The sequence below is a fragment of the Nonomuraea sp. NPDC003201 genome, from assembly GCF_053590415.1.
In genome coordinates, this window is record NZ_JBSFTC010000132.1 from 14,248 (window position 1) to 29,577 (window position 15,330).

Sequence of the window (15,330 nt, forward strand, 5' to 3'; positions counted from 1 at the left end):
CCCTCTCGCATCGTTCCTGGTAGCCCCTGGTACTGTGTGTGCCGACCAACACCCTTTTAAGACCCGTCCCGTGAGGCGGGAAAGGTGGTGAGATTCGCCATGTCCGATTCCAGGGCTGTCCTCGAGGCCCCTGACATCCACCGGGCGCTGACCCGTATAGCGCACGAGATCCTCGAGCGCACCAAGGGCGCCGACGACGTCGTGCTCCTCGGCATCCCGACCCGCGGCGCCACGCTGGCCCGCAGGCTCGGCGACCGCATCGAGCAGTTCGAAGGCGTCAAGATCCCCGTCGGCTCCATCGACATCACGATGTACCGCGACGACCTGCGGCTCAAGCCCGCCAGGCCGCTCGGCCGCACCGAGCTGCCGCCGGACGGCATCGACGGCAGGGTCGTCGTGCTCGTGGACGACGTCCTCTACTCCGGCCGCACCGTGCGCGCCGCGCTCGACGCGCTCAACGACCTCGGCCGGCCCACCGCGGTGCAGCTGGCCACGCTGGTCGACCGCGGCCACCGCGAGCTGCCCATCCGCGCCGACTACGTCGGCAAGAACCTCCCGACGGCCAAGAGCGAGAAGGTCAAGGTCTACCTGCAGGAGATCGACGGCCGCGACGCCGTGCTCCTCATGAAGGGGGACGCCAAGTGAACCGCCACCTGATCTCCGCGGGCGACCTCACCAAGGACGACGCGCTCCTCATCCTCGACACCGCCGAGGAGCTGGCGAGGGTCTCGGAACGTTCCATCAAGAAGCTGCCCACGCTGCGCGGGCGCACCGTGGTCAACCTGTTCTTCGAGGACTCCACCCGCACGCGCATCTCGTTCGAGGCGGCGGCCAAGCGGCTGTCCGCCGACGTGATCAACTTCTCGGCCAAGGGGTCGAGCGTGTCCAAGGGCGAGTCGCTCAAGGACACCGCGCTCACCCTCGAGGCCATGGGCGCCGACGCGGTCGTCATCCGCCACGGCGCCTCCGGCGCGCCGCACCGCCTGGCCAACTGGGTGCGCGGCAGCGTCGTCAACGCCGGCGACGGCACCCACGAGCACCCCACGCAGGCGCTGCTCGACGCCTTCTCGATGCGCCGCCGCCTGGGCAGCCTCGAAGGGCGCAAGGTCACGATCGTCGGCGACGTGCTGCACAGCCGGGTCGCCCGCTCCAACGTGCTGCTGCTCGACACGCTCGGCGCCGACGTCACGCTGGTGGCGCCGCCGACGCTGCTGCCCGTCTCCGTCGGCTCCTGGCCGTGCGAGGTCTCCTACGACCTGGACGCGGTGCTGCCGAAGTCGGACGTGGTGATGATGCTGCGGGTGCAGAAGGAGCGGATGAACGCCGCCTACTTCCCCAGCGAGCGGGAGTACTCACGCCGGTACGGCCTGGACCGGGACCGGTTCGCCAAGATGCCCGAGGACGCCATCGTGATGCACCCCGGGCCGATGAACCGGGGCATGGAGATCGCCGCGGAGGTGGCCGACTCGGCGCGCTCCACGATCGTCGAGCAGGTCGCCAACGGTGTGACCATTCGCATGGCGGTGCTGTACCTGCTGCTGGGGGGAGAGAGCGCGTGATCATCAAGAATGTCAGGATTCTCGGCGGGGAGCCCGTCGACATCCGCGTCGCCGACGGGGAGATCGCCGAGATCGGGCCGGGCCTGGAGGGGCCCGAGACCGTCGACGGCGGCGGCGCGATCGCGCTGCCCGGCCTCGTGGACCTGCACACCCACCTGCGCGAGCCCGGCCGCGAGGACGCCGAGACCGTGCAGACCGGCACCCAGTCGGCCGCCCGCGGCGGCTACACCGCCGTGCACGCCATGGCCAACACCTCGCCGGTCGCCGACACCGCCGGGGTCGTCGAGCAGGTGTGGCGGCTCGGGCGCGAGTTCGCGCACTGCGACGTCCACCCCGTCGGCGCCGTCACCGTCGGCCTGGAGGGCAAGCAGCTCGCCGAGCTGGGCGCGATGGCCGACTCGGCCGCCCGCGTGCGGGTCTTCTCCGACGACGGCAAGTGCGTGGACGACGCCGTGCTGATGCGCCGAGCCCTGGAGTACGTCAAGGCGTTCGACGGCGTCATCGCCCAGCACGCCCAGGAGCCCAGGCTCACCTCCGGGGCCCAGATGAACGAGGGCGTGATCTCCGGCAGGCTCGGCCTGACCGGCTGGCCCGCGGTCGCCGAAGAGGCGATCATCGCCCGCGACTGCCTCCTGGCCGCCCACGTCGGCTCCAGGCTGCACATCTGCCACGTCTCCACGGCCGGCTCGGTCGAGATCATCCGCTGGGCCAAGTCCAAGGGCTGGAACGTCACCTGCGAGGTCACCCCGCACCACCTCCTGCTCACCGACGACCTGGTCGAGGAGTCCCCGGTGGGCGCGTACAACCCGATCTACAAGGTCAACCCGCCGCTGCGCACCCGCGCGGACGTCGAGGCGCTGCGGGCCGCGCTGGCCGACGGCACGATCGACATCGTCGCCACCGACCACGCCCCCCACCCGGTCGAGGACAAGGAGACCGAGTGGTCGGCCGCGGCCATGGGCATGGTGGGCCTGGAGACGGCGCTCAGCGTGGTCCAGGAGGCCATGGTCGAGACCGGGCTGCTCGACTGGGCGGGCGTCGCCGAGCGCATGTCCGTCGTCCCGGCCCGCATCGGCCGGCTCGGCGGCCAGGGGCAGCCGCTGGAAGCGGGCGCCCCGGCCAACATCACGCTGTACGACCCGTCCGCGCGCACCGAGGTGGATCCGTCCGCATTCGCGTCGAAGAGCAGGAACACCCCGTACGAGGGGATGACGCTGCCCGGCCGGGTGGTGGCCACGTTCCTGCGCGGCAGGGCGACCGTTCTCGAAGGGAAGCTGGTTTGAACACATCGGTGCTCGTCCTGGAAGACGGCCGCGTCTTCCAGGGACGACCGTACGGCGCCGAGGGCGAGACGTTCGGCGAGATGGTCTTCAACACCGGCATGACCGGCTACCAGGAGACCCTCACGGACCCGTCCTACCATCGGCAGATCGTCGCCATGACGGCGCCCCACATCGGCAACACCGGCGTCAACGACGAGGACCCCGAGTCCGGGCGCGTCTGGGTCGCCGGCTACGTCGTGCGCGAGCCGTCCAGGGTCGTCTCCAACTGGCGGGCCAACCGCTCGCTCGACGACTACCTCAAGGAGCAGGGCGTCGTCGGGATCGCCATCTCCGGCACCCGCGCGCTCACCCGCCACCTGCGCGAGCGCGGCGCCATGCGCGCCGGCATCTTCACCGCGCCCACCGTGCCGGTCGAGGAGCTGGTCGAGCGCGTGCGGCAGTCGCCCCGCATGGAGGGCGCCGACCTGGCCGCCGAGGTGGCCACCGCCGAGCCGTACGTCGTGCCCGCGATCGGGGAGAAGAGGTTCACGGTCGCGGCCGTCGACCTCGGCATCAAGGGCATGACGCCGCACCGGATGGCCGAGCGCGGCTGCGAGGTGCACGTGCTGCCCGCGACGGCCACGTACGAGCAGATCATGGCGGTCGAGCCGGACGGGGTCTTCTTCTCCAACGGGCCCGGCGACCCCGCCACGGCGGACGTGAGCGCGCTGCGGGGGGTCCTGGAGGCCAGGGTCCCGTTCTTCGGGATCTGCTTCGGCAACCAGCTCTTCGGGCGGGCCCTGGGCCTTTCCACCTACAAGCTGCGTTACGGGCACCGGGGCGTCAACCAGCCCGTCCAGGACGTGCGCACCGGCAAGGTCGAGATCTCGGCGCACAACCACGGGTTCGCCGTGGAGGCGCCGCTCGACGCGCCGTTCGAGACCCCGTACGGCCGGGCCGAGGTCAGTCACGTCAACCTCAACGACCGCTGCGTGGAGGGGCTGCGCCTGCTCGACGGGCGGGCCTTCAGCGTCCAGTACCACCCGGAGGCCGCCGCGGGGCCCCACGACGCCGCCTACCTTTTCGACGAGTTCTGTGAGGTCATGAGCCGTGCCCAAGCGTGAGGACATCAGGTCCGTCCTGGTGATCGGCTCGGGGCCGATCGTGATCGGCCAGGCGTGCGAGTTCGACTACTCCGGCACCCAGGCGTGCCGCGTGCTGCGGGCCGAGGGCTTCCGCGTCGTCCTGGTCAACAGCAACCCGGCGACGATCATGACGGACCCCGAGTTCGCCGACGCCACGTACGTCGAGCCGATCACCCCCGAGTTCGTCGAGAAGATCATCGCCAAGGAGCGGCCCGACGCGCTGCTGCCGACCCTGGGCGGGCAGACCGCGCTCAACACCGCGGTCGCGCTGCACGAGTCGGGCGTGCTGGAGAAGTACGGCGTCGAGCTGATCGGCGCCGACTTCGACGCGATCCAGGCGGGGGAGAACCGCGAGCGGTTCAAGGAGATCGTCGCCAAGGTGGCCCGCGAGCGCGGGCTCAACGCCGAGTCGGCCAGGTCGGTCATCTGCCACACGATGGAGGAGTGCCTGGCCGCCGCGGGCGAGCTGGGCTACCCGGTCGTGGTCAGGCCGTCGTTCACCATGGGCGGGGCCGGCTCCGGCTTCGCCTACGACGAGACCGACCTGCGCCGCATCGGCGGCGCCGGGCTCGACGCCTCTCCGACCACCGAGGTGCTCCTGGAGGAGTCGATCCTCGGCTGGAAGGAGTACGAGCTGGAGGTCATGCGCGACAAGCGCGACAACGTCGTCATCGTCTGCTCCATCGAGAACATCGACCCGATGGGCGTCCACACCGGCGACAGCGTCACCGTCGCGCCCGCGCTGACCCTGACCGACCGCGAATACCAGAACATGCGCGACGTCGCCATCGCCGTCATCCGCGAGGTCGGCGTCGACACCGGCGGCTGCAACATCCAGTTCGCGGTCGACCCGCGCACCGGTCGCATGATCGTCATCGAGATGAACCCGCGCGTGTCCCGATCGAGCGCCCTGGCCTCCAAGGCCACCGGGTTCCCGATCGCGAAGATCGCGGCCAAGCTCGCGATCGGCTACACCCTCGACGAGATCCCCAACGACATCACCAAGGAGACCCCGGCCTCCTTCGAGCCGACGCTCGACTACATCGTGGTGAAGGTGCCGAGGTTCGCGTTCGAGAAGTTCAAGGGCGCCGACCAGACGCTCACCACGCACATGAAGTCCGTGGGCGAGGCCATGGCCATCGGCCGCTCCTTCCCCGAGGCGCTGCAGAAGGCGCTGCGGTCGCTGGAGAAGAAGGAGTCCTCCTTCACCTGGGCGGGCGAGAGCGGCGACAAGGCCGAGCTGCTCGAGCGCTGCCGCACCCCGCACGACGGGCGGCTGCGCACGATGCAGCAGGCCATCAGGGCGGGCGCCACGCCCGAGGAGGTGTTCGAGGCGACCAGCGTCGACCCGTGGTTCGTCGACCAGCTCTTCCTGCTCCACGAGGAGGCCGGGGAGGTCGCCGACGCCGCCGAGCTGACCTCCGAGGTGCTCGAGCGGGCCAAGCGGCACGGGTTCAGCGACGCGCAGATCGGCGAGATCCGGGGCATCGACGAGGCCCGGGTGCGCGACCTGCGCCACGCGCTGGGGCTGCGCCCGGTCTACAACACCGTCGACACCTGCGCCGCCGAGTTCGCCGCGAGGACGCCGTACCTCTACTCCACCTACGACGAGGAGAACGAGGTCCCCAACGGCGAGCGCGAGAAGGTCATCATCCTCGGCTCCGGGCCCAACCGCATCGGGCAGGGCATCGAGTTCGACTACGCGTGCGTGCACGCCTCGTTCGAGCTGTCCAGGGCCGGGTTCGAGACCGTCATGGTCAACTGCAACCCGGAGACCGTCTCGACCGACTACGACACCTCCGACCGGCTCTACTTCGAGCCGCTCACGCTGGAGGACGTGCTGGAGGTCGTCTACGCCGAGCAGCAGACCGGCCCGGTCGCGGGCGTGATCGTGCAGCTCGGCGGCCAGACGCCGTTGGGGCTGGCGCAGGCGCTCAAGGACGCGGGCGTGCCCGTGGTCGGCACCTCGCCGGAGTCGATCCACCTGGCCGAGGAGCGCGGCGCGTTCGGGCGGGTGCTGGCCGAGGCGGGGCTGCCCGCGCCCAAGCACGGCACCGCGCTCACCGTCGCCGAGGCCCGGGAGATCGCCGAGGAGATCGGCTACCCCGTGCTCGTCCGGCCGTCCTACGTGCTCGGCGGCGCCGGCATGGCCATCGTGTACGACGACGAGACGCTGACGACGTACATGGCGGCCCAGGAGGGCGGCCACCCGGTGCTGGTGGACAAGTTCCTGGACGAGGCCATCGAGATCGACGTCGACGCCCTCTACGACGGGTCGGAGCTCTATCTCGGCGGCGTCATGGAGCACATCGAGGAGGCCGGGATCCACTCCGGCGACTCGGCGTGCGCGCTGCCGCCCATCACGCTCGGCAGCCACGACATCAAGCGCATCCGCGCCGCCACCGAGGCCATCGCCGCCGGGGTGGGCGTGCGCGGCCTGCTGAACGTCCAGTACGCGATGTCGGCCGGCGTCCTCTACGTCCTGGAGGCCAACCCGCGGGCCAGCCGCACCGTGCCGTTCGTGTCCAAGGCCACGGCGGCGCCGCTGGCCAAGGCGGCGGCCCGGGTGATGCTCGGCGCGTCGATCGCCTCGCTGCGCGAGGAGGGCATGCTGCCCGCGACCGGTGACGGCGGGACGCTGCCGTTGGACGCGTCGATCGCGGTCAAGGAGGCGGTGCTGCCGTTCAACCGCTTCCGGGGCGTGGACACCGTGCTGGGGCCCGAGATGCGCTCCACGGGCGAGGTCATGGGCATCGACGAGTTCTTCGGGATCGCGTACGCCAAGTCCCAGGCGGGCGCCTACGGCGAGCTGCCGACCAAGGGACGCGCGTTCGTGTCGGTGGCCAACCGGGACAAGCGTGCCATGATCTTCCCTGTGAAGGCGCTCGCGGATCTCGGATTCGAGATCCTGGCCACCGAGGGGACCGCCGAGGTGCTGCGCCGCAACGGCGTCCATGCCAAGATCGTGCGCAAGCAGAGCGAGGGTCCTGGTCCCGGAGGTGAGCGCACGAGCGTGCAGGCCATTCTCGACGGCGAGGTCGACCTGATCGTCAACACGCCGTTCGGCAGCCCCGGGCAGTCGGGGCCGCGGCTCGACGGCTACGAGATCCGCACCGCCGCGGTGCTGCGCGGCATCCCGTGCATCACCACGGTCTCAGGGCTCGCCGCGGCGGCGGCGGGCATCCAGGCGATCGTGCGCGGCGATGTCGGCGTACGGTCGCTCCAGGAGCACGCACAGGCACTCCGGGGCTGACCCCGCACGGGAGGTGAAGACGACTGGCCGGCACTCCGGTGCAGGTGACGGGCACGGTGCTGACCACGCGCCGGGTCGACGCCTACCATGCGCTGACGGTGGTGGCGCCCGGCATAGCCGAGCGCTACCGCCCCGGTCACTTCGTCTCCGTCGCGGTCGGCGGGAGCCAGACGTCGATGGTGACGCGCCGCGCGCTGTCCATCCATGACGTCAAGTCCGACTACGGCGGCACGGTCGAGCTGGTCTTCACCGCCCGGGGCCCCGGCACGGCCTGGCTGGCCGAGCGGCGCGCCCGCGACACGCTCGACCTGGTCGGGCCGCTCGGCCGGCCCTTTCCGCTGCCGCGCGACCCGGTGCACTGCGTGCTGGTCGGCGCCGAGTACGGCTCCGCGTTGCTGTTCCCGCTGGCCGACGCGCTGCTGGCGCGGGGTTGCCGGGTCGACTTCGTGCTGGGCGGGGCCGGGGCCGAGCGGGTGTTCGGTGCCATGCGGGCCCGCCGCATCGCCGAGACCACCACGCTGACCACCGAGGACGGCTCGCTCGGGCTTCGCGGCAAGGTAACCGACGCGCTACCCTCGGTGATCGCCGACACGCGGGCCGACGCGGTCTACGCCTGCGCTCCGATGGAGACGCTGCGGGCCGTGACGGCGGTGTCGATGGAGTTCGACATCCCGGTGCAGGTGGCCGTCGAGGAGTCGATGGCCTGCGGCATCGGGGTGTGCATGACGTGCGTGCTGCCCGTCATCGGGGATGACGGGGTGACCAGGATGGTGCGGGCATGCGCGGAAGGACCGGTGTTCCGGGGGGAGCGGGTGCGCTTCGAGGACGTGGGAACGATCCCGTTCGACGCGCTCGGCGCCCCCGGAGGCGGTGCACGACATGTCAGTTGATATGCGGACATTTCTGGCGCATGTGGAGCTCGCGAACCCGATCACCACGGCCGCCGGATGCGCCGCGTCCGGGCGGGAGCTGGCCCAGTTCTTCGACCTGCACCGGCTCGGGGCGCTGACCACCCGCTCGATCACCATGGCCCCGCGCGCCGGGCGGCCCACGCCGCGCATGGCCGAGACGCCCTCGGGCATGCTCAACGCGGTCGGCCTGCAGGGGCCGGGCATCGACGCGTTCCTGGAGCGCGAGCTGCCCTGGCTCGCGCAGCGGGGCATCAAGACCATCGTCTCGATCGGCGGCGGCACCGTCGCCGAATACTCCGAGCTGGCCCGCAGGCTCGCCGACGCGCCCGGGGTCACCGCTCTCGAGGTCAATCTCTCCTGCCCGAACATGGAGGACCGCGGCCGCGTCTTCGCCCGCGAGGGCAGCGCCGCGGCCGAGGTGATCGCCTCGGTCCGCTCCATCATGCGCTACGACGTGCCGGTCGTGGCCAAGCTGGCCCCCGACGTGGCCGACATCGTGTCGGTCGCGCGGGCCTGCGTGGACGCGGGGGCCGACGCGCTGTCCATGATCAACAACCCGCTGGGCATGGCCATCGACACCGAGGCGCTGCGGCCCTCGCTCGCCGCCGTGACCGGAGGACTGTCGGGGCCCGCGATCCTGCCGCTCGCCGTACGGTGCGTGTGGCAGGTCCACGCCGCCCTGCCCGGGGTGCCCCTCATCGGCATCGGCGGCGTGATGAGCGGCAGGGACGCCTTCCAGCTGGTCCTGGCGGGCGCCTGCGTGGTCGGAGTGGGCACGGCGCTGTTCCACGACCCCTACGCCTGTCTGCGCATCGAACGCGAGCTTGAGGACCTTCTGAGGGCCCGCGGCTTCCAGCGCCTGGCCGACGCCGTCGGCCTCGCCCACCGCCCGCCGGGGAGCGCCCCCCGCCACCTGCTCGTCGACTCCGAAGAGAGCACACCATGATCATCAGCTGCCGTACCGAGGAGAGTTCGTCTTGAGTCCCGCCCCGCTCCTGACTCCCGCGCCCATCGCCGTCGCCCTGGACGCCCCGGACCTGGAGACCGCCGCCCAGTGGGCGGCCCTGGTGACGCCGCACGTCAGCACGGTCAAGGTGGGTCTGGAGCTCTACCTCCGCTACGGCCCCGACGTGATCGCCTCGGTGCGGGGGGCCAGCGGCGTGCAGGTGTTCCTCGACCTCAAGCTCCACGACATCCCCAACACCGTCGCCGGCGCCTCCCGCGCCGTCTGCCGCCTGCGCCCGGCCATCCTCACCGTGCACGCCGCCGGGGGCCCGGCCATGATCCGCGCCGCCGTGGAGGCCGCCGATCCGCAGACCCAGATCGCCGCGGTGACGATCCTCACCTCGCTGTCGGAGGCCGACCTGGCGCGCATCGGGCTCGTGGGGCCCGCCGACGACGCCGTGCGCCGCCTGGCCGCCCTGTCGGTGGAGTCGGGCGCCAAGGGGCTGGTGTGCTCGCCCAACGAGGTGTCCGCGGTGCGGGCGGAGGTGGGGGAGGGGATCACGCTCATCACGCCGGGGGTGCGGCCCGCGGGGGCCGACACGCAGGACCAGGCGCGGGTCGCCACGCCCGAACAGGCCCTCGCCGACGGCGCCGACCTCCTCGTCATCGGCCGCCCCATCACCGCCTCTCCCGACCCGGGCGCCGCCGCCGCCGCAATAGCCTCTTCTCTCCGCCGCGCCTCTTAGCCCACTTCTGCGGCTTCACCGTGTGTCCTTCTTGCGGCTGCCCGGTGGGCCGCGCGCCGTTCAAGCCATCCATCCTTTACGGCTGCGCACGGTGGGCCGCGCGCCGTTCAAGCCATCCATCCTTTACGGCTGCGCACGGTGGGCCGCGCGCCGTTCAAGCCATCCATCCATTACGGCTGCGCACGGTGGGCCGCACGCGCCGACGTGCGTTGCCGTCTGTCATGGCCGGTCGTGAAGGCTCACGGGCCGGTCGCCGTGACGACGCGCACTCTTGACCGGCTCCGTGGCGAAACGCCGGCCCATCGCGCCCGAGTCCTCAGCTAGCCAGCACTCTCGGCCAGCCGACGCCTGCCGTGCCGCCGGACCTTCAGCCGACCGACGCCTGCCGTTCCGCCCGCCTGAGCGATCGCCCCGATCGGGTGGGCGACCGGTCCCTCGGACCGGCCTCTCAGCTTGGCCCACGGCCCTGCCGCTCGGCCCTGGCCGGTAGTCGATCGCCCGCCGGCCTCTCAACCCCGACTGATAGCTGATCGCTCTTCAGGCTCACCGTCACGGTGCTCAACGCGCGGCGCGGTCGAGTCCGCGGCGCGGGTGATTGCGTGGCGCGGTGGGTGGTGATCCGCGGGCTCGGATCGGGGTGGTGGGCTCCTTGGCGCGGGGGTGCCGTCCGTGGGGTGGGCGGCGGGGTTTGTGGATCATGCCGTGCCGGGGTGCCTGGCAAGATCGTAATGCATCCGCGGGGGCCTGCGCACGCGATCTTCAGAATGGGTTTCGGCCCTGGTCTGGCCAGGGTTTCGGACATCGGTGGGTGGCTGGAATGCGATCATCGTTGCGTTTCGCGACAACGTCGCGAGCCGACGCGCGAACCGGGAAGTGAGGGCGATTTGATCAGCACTATGTGATTTTACGAACACGCAGAGTGATGAAGTGGATTTTGTGAGGAGAGAAACGGCGCTTGACGTTGCTTAGGGGGCGATGACCAGCTAGTTTCCCTTCCCGTCCGAGTACATCGACAGAAATTCGAGGTGACCCGGCGTGGCTCTTCCTCCACTGACCCCTGAGCAGCGCGCCGCAGCCCTGGAGAAGGCTGCCAAGGCCCGTAAAGAGCGTGCCGAGGTCAAGAACCGGCTCAAGCATGGCGCGGTTTCTCTGGCTGAGGTGCTCAAGGATGGGCAGACCGACGACGTCATCGGCAAGATGAAGGTGTCGGCTCTGTTGGAATCGCTCCCCGGCGTCGGCAAGGTCCGCGCCAAGCAGCTCATGGAGCGGCTTGCCATCGCCGAGTCCCGCCGCGTGCGGGGTCTCGGCGCGAACCAGAGGGCCTCCCTCGAGCGCGAGTTCGGTGGCAACGAGAGCTAATCTCTGTTCCACAAGAAAGCGCAGGTTCAACGGGGGGTAGGAAAGTGACCGACAGGTCCTGGTCCGGCGAAGTCAGTGCCTACGAGGCATTCGGGCCCGGTGCGGAGGTCGGATTCTTGCCCTTGAGTGAACGGCGGCTGACGGTCCTTTCAGGGCCGTCGGGCGTCGGAAAGTCCACGGTCGTCGCCGAGCTCCGGCGGGCACACCCCGCGGTGTGGCTGTCGGTCTCGGTGACCACCAGGAGGCCCCGTCCCGGTGAGGTGAACGGGGTCCACTACTACTTCGTCGACGGCGAGGAGTTCGACCGGCTGGTGACGGCCGGGGAGCTGCTCGAGTGGGCGGAGTTCGCGGGAAACCGCTACGGCACGCCGCGCGAGCCGGTGCTGAAGAAGCTCGCCGACGGGGTCCCCACCCTGCTCGAGATCGACCTCGAAGGCGCCAGGCAGGTGCGCAGGAGCATGCCCGAGGCCCTGCTGGTGTTCCTGGCCCCGCCCACCTGGGAGGAGCTGGAGAAGCGGCTGCGTGGCCGTGGCACCGAGCCCGAGGACGTCATCGCGCGCCGCCTGGAGGCGGGGCGGGTCGAGATGGCCGCGGAGCAGGAGTTCGACTTGACACTCGTGAACACAAGCGTCCAAGACGTGTGCCGCCGGCTGATAGCCTTGATGACTGACCCTCAGGGGGTCACGACAACCACCAACCGAGAGGTCTGACAATCGTGGCAGGCACCACCCCGGCCGCGGAGGGCATCACCAACCCGCCGATCGACGCGCTGCTCGACATCGTCGACAGCAAGTACTCCCTGGTGATCATGGGCGCCAAGCGCGCCCGCCAGATCAACGCTTACTACTCCCAGCTCGGCGAGGGCCTGCTCGAGTACGTCGGCCCGCTGGTCGAGACGCACGCGCAGGAGAAGCCGCTGTCCATCGCGCTGCGCGAGGTCTCCGAGGGCCTGCTCAACGCCGAGCCCATCGAAGGCGCGGTCTGACTCCTTCGATGAAGGTCGTCCTGGGCGTCAGCGGCGGCATCGCCGCGTACAAGGCTTGCGAGCTGCTGCGCCTGTTCACCGAGTCGGGGCACGAGGTGCGGGTCGTGCCGACCCGCGAGGCGCTGAAGTTCGTGGGCGCGCCCACCTGGGCCGCCCTGTCCGGCAACCCCGTGTCCGCCGAGGTCTGGGACGACGTTCACGAGGTGCCCCACGTGCGGATCGGCAAGCAGGCCGATCTCGTCGTGGTGGCGCCCGCGACCGCCGACGTGCTCGCCAGGGCGGCCCACGGGCTGGCCGGCGACCTGCTCACCAACACGCTGCTGACGGCCACCTGCCCGGTCGTGTTCGCGCCCGCGATGCACACCGAGATGTGGCAGCACCCCGCCACCCGCGCCAACGTCGAGACGCTGCGCGAGCGGGGCGCCGTCGTGATCGACCCCGCCGTCGGGCGCCTCACCGGCGCCGACACCGGCCCCGGGCGCCTGCCCGACCCCGCGGAGATCTTCGAGGTCTGCCTGCGGGTGCTGCGCGGCCGGCCCCGCGACCTGGCCGGGCGCAAGGTCGTCGTCTCCGCCGGAGGCACGCGGGAGGCGATCGACCCGGTCCGCTACCTCGGCAACCGCTCCTCGGGGCGGCAGGGCTACGCGCTGGCGCGCACGGCCGTCGCCCGGGGGGCCGAGGTGACGCTGGTGGCGGCGAACGTCACGCTGCCCGACCCCGCCGGGGCCAAGGTCGTACGGGTGGAGTCGGCGTCCGAGCTGCGCGATGCGGTGCTCGCCGCCGCGGCCGACGCCGACGCGGTGGTCATGGCCGCCGCGGTGGCCGACTTCCGGCCCGCCACGCGGCACGAGGCGAAGATCAAGAAGACGGACGGCGAGCCGGAGCCGATCTTCCTGGCCAAGAATCCCGACATCCTCGCCGAGCTCGGCACCCTCCGCCGCGAGGCCCGCGCCGCGCAAACGCGCCCCGCAGACGCGGCGCAGCCCCTCCCCGCCGCCGGGCTTGAGCCGGGTGGTGTCGTGCCGCGCCGGGAGCGTGGGGCGTACCCCGAGGTGATCGTCGGGTTCGCCGCCGAGACGCACGACGTGCTCGCCAACGGCCAGGCCAAACTCGCCCGCAAGGGGTGCGACCTGCTGGTCGTCAACCAGGTGGGGGAGGGGCTGGCGTTCGGCACGCCCGACAACGCGGCCACCGTGCTGGTGGCGGGCGGCGATCCGGTCGAGGTGCCGTTCGGGCCCAAGGAGGCGCTCGCCGACGTCGTGTGGGACCTCGTGGCGGCCCGCCTTCACTAGCGTGGCCCCGGCCCTTCCGGGATGTGCGTATCCGGTGCTCGTACCCGGTGTTGGACCGTTCGAATCGTGCAAGAGCGATTACCCGATCACCTATTGCTACACCCCTTTCGCCTGCGGATACTTGGGGCGAAGGGGGATGGAATGCCGGTGGGTTCCGCTGTCAGAGACCGTTGTAGAACATTGCTCGGCGACCAGGGGGAGATCCGCTACGTCTTTCCGGCGGTGTCGGCGGGCCCGGGCGGGACGGGGAATTTCCTGATCGTGGTCACCGCTTCCTCGATATCGGTGCTGGCCACCAGGACGCTCAGGAGCGATCGGCCGGTCGCGGTGTTCGCGGAGTTCCCGCGACACACCCGGCTCGGCCCCATCCTGCCCGGACCGGTCATCGAGCTGGACTCCATGGTGTTCGAGTTCGATGAGGAGTACGCCGCCGTGGTGGCGGCCGCCGACGCGGAGGTCTTCGCGCCGGAGACCCTGCCGCCCGACCCGCTGCCCGAGCTGTGACGGAATCCGGATCGCGGACGGTTTCGCGCCTTGGCGCCGGGTGGGGCTAGACTTCGGCGAGGCCCAGGTATGCCCATGCGTCCCGGGCCTTAAATCCGTCAGCAGCCGCTGCATGAGGAGCCACTGAGTTGTCACGTCGCCTGTTCACCTCCGAGTCGGTCACCGAAGGCCACCCGGACAAGATCGCTGACCAGATCAGTGACGCGATTCTCGACGCCATGCTCAAGGACGACCCCAAGAGCCGGGTCGCGGTCGAGACGCTGATCACTACCGGCCAGGTCCATGTCGCAGGCGAGGTCACCACCGAGACCTACATCGACATCCCGGCCCTCATCCGGGAGAAGATCCTCGAGATCGGCTACGACGCCTCCCACAAGGGCTTCGATGGCGCTTCGTGCGGCGTGTCGGTGTCCATCGGCGCCCAGTCCCCCGACATCGCGCAGGGCGTCAACGACGCCTACGAGAGCCGGGTCGACCAGGCCGAGGACGAGCTGGACCGCCAGGGCGCGGGCGACCAGGGCCTCATGTTCGGCTATGCCTGCCGCGAGACCCCCGAGCTCATGCCGCTGCCGATCACCCTGGCCCACCGGCTGGCGCAGCGGCTGTCGGAGGTGCGCAAGAGCGGCACGGTGCCCTACCTCCGTCCCGACGGCAAGACCCAGGTGACGATCGAGTACGACGGCGACACGCCCGTCCGCCTCGACACCGTGGTGGTCTCCACGCAGCACGCGGCGGAGATCGACCTGAAGGAGATGCTGACGCCGGACATCAAGGAGCACGTGGTCGACCCCGTGCTGGCCGGCCTCGACCTCGACACCGAGGGCTACCGCCTGCTGGTCAACCCGACCGGCCGCTTCGAGATCGGCGGCCCCATGGGCGACGCCGGCCTGACCGGCCGCAAGATCATCATCGACACCTACGGCGGCATGGCCCGCCACGGTGGCGGCGCCTTCTCCGGCAAGGACCCGTCCAAGGTCGACCGCTCGGCGGCCTACGCCATGCGCTGGGTGGCCAAGAACGTCGTCGCCGCCGGCCTGGCCGACCGGTGCGAGGTCCAGGTCGCGTACGCGATCGGCAAGGCGCAGCCGGTGGGTCTGTTCGTGGAGTGCTTCGGCACCGAGAAGCTGCCGGTCGAGAAGATCCAGGACGCCGTCCTCCAGGTCTTCGACCTGCGCCCGGCCGCCATCATCCGCGACCTCGACCTGCTGCGCCCGATCTACTCGGAGACCGCCGCCTACGGCCACTTCGGCCGTGAGGGCTTCTCCTGGGAGTCCACGGACCGCGCCGAGGCCCTGCGCACCGCCGCCGGCCTCTGACCCACGCCGTCCGAGCTCCAGAGGCGCCGCCTTGGTCTGCGGCGCCTCTGGGC

General features: G+C 70.9%; 14 protein-coding genes. All 14 read left to right on the forward strand.

Going from position 1 to position 15,330, the window contains the following annotated elements:
- The first annotated feature begins 99 nt into the window (after positions 1–99).
- Complete coding sequence (gene pyrR / locus ACWDX9_RS34895; protein WP_185072969.1) at positions 100–645, forward strand: bifunctional pyr operon transcriptional regulator/uracil phosphoribosyltransferase PyrR; 546 nt, start codon at positions 100–102, stop codon at positions 643–645.
- Positions 642–1,559: an aspartate carbamoyltransferase catalytic subunit gene (locus ACWDX9_RS34900; RefSeq protein ID WP_350729083.1), complete on the forward strand. Its 918-nt coding sequence runs from the start codon at positions 642–644 to the stop codon at positions 1,557–1,559. Before pyrR ends, ACWDX9_RS34900 begins: the two co-directional genes overlap by 4 nt.
- Positions 1,556–2,842, forward strand: coding sequence for a dihydroorotase (locus tag ACWDX9_RS34905; RefSeq protein WP_449961564.1), 1,287 nt, complete (start codon positions 1,556–1,558; stop codon positions 2,840–2,842). The genes ACWDX9_RS34900 and ACWDX9_RS34905 overlap by 4 nt, the downstream gene beginning before the upstream one ends.
- Positions 2,839–3,945 carry a glutamine-hydrolyzing carbamoyl-phosphate synthase small subunit gene (gene carA, locus ACWDX9_RS34910; RefSeq protein WP_449961567.1) on the forward strand — a complete coding sequence of 369 codons (1,107 nt, stop codon included), beginning with the start codon at positions 2,839–2,841 and terminating at the stop codon, positions 3,943–3,945. The genes ACWDX9_RS34905 and carA overlap by 4 nt, the downstream gene beginning before the upstream one ends.
- Positions 3,932–7,219, forward strand: coding sequence for a carbamoyl-phosphate synthase large subunit (carB, locus tag ACWDX9_RS34915; RefSeq protein ID WP_449961570.1), 3,288 nt, complete (start codon positions 3,932–3,934; stop codon positions 7,217–7,219). The genes carA and carB overlap by 14 nt, the downstream gene beginning before the upstream one ends.
- A gap of 38 nt (positions 7,220–7,257) precedes the next feature.
- A complete protein-coding gene (locus ACWDX9_RS34920; RefSeq protein ID WP_449961572.1) occupies positions 7,258–8,109 on the forward strand; it encodes a dihydroorotate dehydrogenase electron transfer subunit in 852 nt (283 codons plus the stop codon).
- Positions 8,099–9,076, forward strand: a complete 978-nt coding sequence (locus ACWDX9_RS34925; protein ID WP_350729093.1) for a dihydroorotate dehydrogenase — start codon at positions 8,099–8,101, stop codon at positions 9,074–9,076. Before ACWDX9_RS34920 ends, ACWDX9_RS34925 begins: the two co-directional genes overlap by 11 nt.
- 49 nt (positions 9,077–9,125) lie before the next feature.
- The gene (pyrF, locus tag ACWDX9_RS34930; protein WP_449961581.1) at positions 9,126–9,821 is read left to right on the forward strand and encodes an orotidine-5'-phosphate decarboxylase; all 696 of its coding nucleotides are present in this window, start codon (positions 9,126–9,128) and stop codon (positions 9,819–9,821) included.
- A gap of 1,035 nt (positions 9,822–10,856) precedes the next feature.
- Positions 10,857–11,180: an integration host factor, actinobacterial type gene (gene mihF, locus ACWDX9_RS34935; RefSeq protein ID WP_020541698.1), complete on the forward strand. Its 324-nt coding sequence runs from the start codon at positions 10,857–10,859 to the stop codon at positions 11,178–11,180.
- Between the two features lie 116 nt (positions 11,181–11,296).
- The gene (gene gmk / locus ACWDX9_RS34940; RefSeq protein WP_185072975.1) at positions 11,297–11,890 is read left to right on the forward strand and encodes a guanylate kinase; all 594 of its coding nucleotides are present in this window, start codon (positions 11,297–11,299) and stop codon (positions 11,888–11,890) included.
- 5 nt (positions 11,891–11,895) lie between these two features.
- Positions 11,896–12,165, forward strand: coding sequence for a DNA-directed RNA polymerase subunit omega (gene rpoZ / locus ACWDX9_RS34945; protein ID WP_043638590.1), 270 nt, complete (start codon positions 11,896–11,898; stop codon positions 12,163–12,165).
- Between the two features lie 8 nt (positions 12,166–12,173).
- On the forward strand, positions 12,174–13,457 hold the full coding sequence (gene coaBC, locus ACWDX9_RS34950) for a bifunctional phosphopantothenoylcysteine decarboxylase/phosphopantothenate--cysteine ligase CoaBC (RefSeq protein ID WP_449961575.1): 1,284 nt from the start codon (positions 12,174–12,176) through the stop codon (positions 13,455–13,457).
- A 141-nt stretch (positions 13,458–13,598) separates the two neighbouring features.
- Entirely contained in the window at positions 13,599–13,961 is a 363-nt protein-coding gene (locus ACWDX9_RS34955) for a hypothetical protein (protein ID WP_449961578.1), read from the forward strand.
- 128 nt (positions 13,962–14,089) lie between these two features.
- Positions 14,090–15,277: a methionine adenosyltransferase gene (gene metK / locus ACWDX9_RS34960; RefSeq protein ID WP_350729101.1), complete on the forward strand. Its 1,188-nt coding sequence runs from the start codon at positions 14,090–14,092 to the stop codon at positions 15,275–15,277.
- Positions 15,278–15,330: the final 53 nt, after the last annotated feature.

Coding starts and splice junctions, on each gene's coding strand:
- ACWDX9_RS34925 (WP_350729093.1), top strand. CDS start 8,099: ATGTCAGTTGATATGCGGACATTTCTGGCGCATGTGGAGCTCGCGAAC.
- coaBC (WP_449961575.1), top strand. CDS start 12,174: ATGAAGGTCGTCCTGGGCGTCAGCGGCGGCATCGCCGCGTACAAGGCT.
- pyrR (WP_185072969.1), top strand. CDS start 100: ATGTCCGATTCCAGGGCTGTCCTCGAGGCCCCTGACATCCACCGGGCG.
- ACWDX9_RS34955 (WP_449961578.1), top strand. CDS start 13,599: ATGCCGGTGGGTTCCGCTGTCAGAGACCGTTGTAGAACATTGCTCGGC.